Here is a 2,440-nt window from a genome sequence, read left to right as displayed (position 1 = left end):
CCGGCCACCAGCGGGGCACCGGCACGCTGCGCGATGTGACGGGCGGCGACCTTGTCACCCAGGTCCCGGATCGCGTGCGGCGGCGGGCCGATCCAGGTCAGACCCGCGTCCAGGACCGCCTGGGCGAACTCCGCGTTCTCCGACAGGAAGCCGTACCCCGGGTGGACCGCGTCCGCCCCGGAGTCCTTCGCGGCCTGGAGCACCTTGGCCATGTCCAGATAACTGGCGGCCGGAGTGTCACCGCCCAGAGCGAACGCCTCGTCGGCCGCGCGCACATGCAGAGCATCCCGGTCCGGATCGGCGTAGACGGCTACGCTCCCGATCCCGGCATCCCGGCAAGCCCGAGCAACACGGACAGCGATTTCGCCACGGTTGGCGATGAGCACCTTGCGCACGATGACTCCCTCCTTGAGAACAAGCTGAGTTTAGGGACTACCGACACGGCCGTACGACCCGTCCCCAATAGTGAACTTGCCCACACGGAGTGTGATCCGAGGCTTGCTCGAGTCGCGAAATCCCTTGTCGCACCACGGTACGCCGGGATCCTCAACCGCACAGTAGCCACGAAGTGTGGCCCAAGTCTCTGTTCGGACGGTCAACGCCGCGCGGCGTTTCTTTGTGGAGTCCCTACGAACGGACGAGGGAATCTTTGCCGCCATGCCGAAGCGGCGGTACGGGCGTGCGAAGTGTGCGCGAACTCTTGTCCCTGCCATTACCGGTTAGTAGGGTCCGCGCTGTACCGGACGTACTACAGGTAACAAGGGGTGGGTGCCGTGGTGCGCAGACCAGTGGCCTTCGTGACCGCGATCGTTCTGTTCGTGGAAGCCGTGGGCATCGTGATCGTCAACGGCGTCCTCGCGACGGTCGCCGACAACCAGAGCATGTCCCTGGCCGGGATGGATCCTGACGCCATGGTCACCGGCACCTGGGTGATGGGCGGTGTCTCCGGGGCCCTGCTGGTGCTCTGCGGACTGATACCGCTGCTGGCCGGGATACGCGACCGCGCGCCGGGCCGCCTCGGCAGGATCGCCCTCATCGCCTGTGCGGTCGTCCACGGGGTGCTGGGCGCCCTGGCGGTGGGGCTGATCGGCTGGGCGGCCTTCGCGTTCCTGATGGTCGTCCTGGCGCTGATCGTGCTGACCCTGGTGGCGTTCGACCGGCGTGAGCCGGAAGCGGTGCAGGCCGGCCCGGGAGCAGCTCCCGAGCCGGTGTGACGTAAGGGCCGCTCAGACCCACAAGTCGGTTACGGAGACTCCCAGTTCGCCGAGGAGCTGGCGCAGCAGCGGCAGCGAGAGACCGATGACGTTGCCGTGGCTGCCCTCGATCGACTCGACGAACGGCGCCGAACGGCCGTCCAGGGTGAACGCCCCGGCGACGTGCAGCGGCTCACCCGAGGCGACGTAGGCCGCCACCTCGGCGTCCGTCGGCTCGCCGAACCTGACGACCGTGGACGCGGTCGCCGACGCCGTACGGCCGGTGGCCGTGTCGATGACGCTGTGCCCCGTCTGCAGGATCCCCGACCGGCCGCGCATGGACTTCCAGCGGGCGGTGGCCTCCTCGCTGTCGGCGGGCTTGCCGAGCGCCTCGCCGTCGAGCTCCAGCACCGAGTCGCAGCCGATGACGAGCGCGTCCGCGGCCTCGGGGCGGGCCGCCACCGAGGCGGCCTTCGCCTCGGCCAGGACGAGCGCCAGCTCACCCGGGGTCGGTGCGGTCAGCGCGTCCTCGTCCACACCGCTGACGATCACCTCGGGGGCGAAACCCGCCTGCCGCAGGAGGCCGAGACGGGCGGGCGAGGCGGAGGCGAGCACGAGGCGGCGCTGATCAGTCATACCCGCCATCGTAGGCGGGGCCGGAGGGGCCCTCGGTGCCTACCGGGTGCCCAGGACGAACATCGCCACGACCATGGCCAGCGCGAGCAGCAGTCCCGCGCGGCGCATCATGTCCTGAGCGTCGCGCAGTTCCTTCGGCGGCTTGTTCTCGGGGTCGGACCACAGCATGCTCCCGATGGTGCTCCGGAGACGGCTGCGGCGCCTGAGTACGCGTACTCAAGCGCCGCTCACGGCCCCGGCGGTCAGGAGGGCCAGTACGTCCGCGCCCATGAGCGGGGCCCCGGCCGCAGTGCGCCCCGGCGGGCGATCCGCTCCGGGTCCGACCACTGCTCGGGCGGCAGCGGAGCGCCGGGCGGCTCGGCGGTCACCGCCGCCGCGCGCGCCCGGACCACGGCGAGGGCCGCGGCGAGCTCCTCCGGCGTCGGGTTGCCCCGTACGACCTTGATCATGGTGGCTCCCGGTGGTTAGAGGGGGATGTTGCCGTGCTTCTTCGGCGGCAGCGACTCGCGCTTCGTACGGAGCTGGCGCAGGCCCTTCACGAGGTGCGCCCGGGTGTCCGACGGCATGATCACCGCGTCGACGTAGCCGCGCTCGGCCGCGACGTACGGGTT

The 2,440-nt window shown here is 70.5% G+C and carries 6 protein-coding genes; 1 reads left to right on the top strand and 5 read right to left on the bottom strand.

The features are described 5' to 3' along the window. Positions 1–395, bottom strand: a 395-nt coding sequence (locus ACIRD8_RS37780) for a biotin carboxylase N-terminal domain-containing protein (RefSeq protein ID WP_404002307.1), incomplete at its 3' end; no start/stop codon positions are given. Positions 396–773: 378 nt separating this feature from the next. Here ACIRD8_RS37780 and ACIRD8_RS37775 point away from each other — a divergent pair. Further along, positions 774–1,214, top strand: coding sequence for a hypothetical protein (locus ACIRD8_RS37775; protein WP_404002304.1), 441 nt, complete (start codon positions 774–776; stop codon positions 1,212–1,214). 12 nt (positions 1,215–1,226) lie between these two features. Here the strand turns inward: ACIRD8_RS37775 and ACIRD8_RS37770 are convergent, their stop codons facing one another. The 4 genes from ACIRD8_RS37770 to ACIRD8_RS37755 form a co-directional block, all read right to left on the bottom strand. Continuing rightward, positions 1,227–1,838 (bottom strand): nucleoside triphosphate pyrophosphatase, encoded by a 612-nt coding sequence (locus ACIRD8_RS37770; protein ID WP_404002302.1) that lies wholly within the window; start codon positions 1,836–1,838, stop codon positions 1,227–1,229. A 30-nt stretch (positions 1,839–1,868) separates the two neighbouring features. Beyond that, entirely contained in the window at positions 1,869–1,997 is a 129-nt protein-coding gene (mmpB, locus tag ACIRD8_RS37765) for a morphogenic membrane protein MmpB (protein WP_099174806.1), read from the bottom strand. Between the two features lie 74 nt (positions 1,998–2,071). After that, positions 2,072–2,278 (bottom strand): acyl-CoA carboxylase subunit epsilon, encoded by a 207-nt coding sequence (locus ACIRD8_RS37760; RefSeq protein ID WP_404002299.1) that lies wholly within the window; start codon positions 2,276–2,278, stop codon positions 2,072–2,074. A 15-nt stretch (positions 2,279–2,293) separates the two neighbouring features. Then, a partial coding sequence (locus ACIRD8_RS37755; RefSeq protein WP_404002310.1) for a carboxyl transferase domain-containing protein occupies positions 2,294–2,440 on the bottom strand: 147 nt, incomplete at its 5' end.

Source organism: Streptomyces sp. NPDC102451 (genome assembly GCF_044765485.1).
In the GTDB taxonomy this organism is placed as follows: domain Bacteria; phylum Actinomycetota; class Actinomycetes; order Streptomycetales; family Streptomycetaceae; genus Streptomyces.
This window is presented reverse-complemented; position numbering and strand designations above follow the sequence as displayed.

Coding starts and splice junctions, on each gene's coding strand:
- ACIRD8_RS37770 (WP_404002302.1), bottom strand. CDS start 1,838: ATGGCGGGTATGACTGATCAGCGCCGCCTCGTGCTCGCCTCCGCCTCG.
- mmpB (WP_099174806.1), bottom strand. CDS start 1,997: ATGCTGTGGTCCGACCCCGAGAACAAGCCGCCGAAGGAACTGCGCGAC.
- ACIRD8_RS37760 (WP_404002299.1), bottom strand. CDS start 2,278: ATGATCAAGGTCGTACGGGGCAACCCGACGCCGGAGGAGCTCGCCGCG.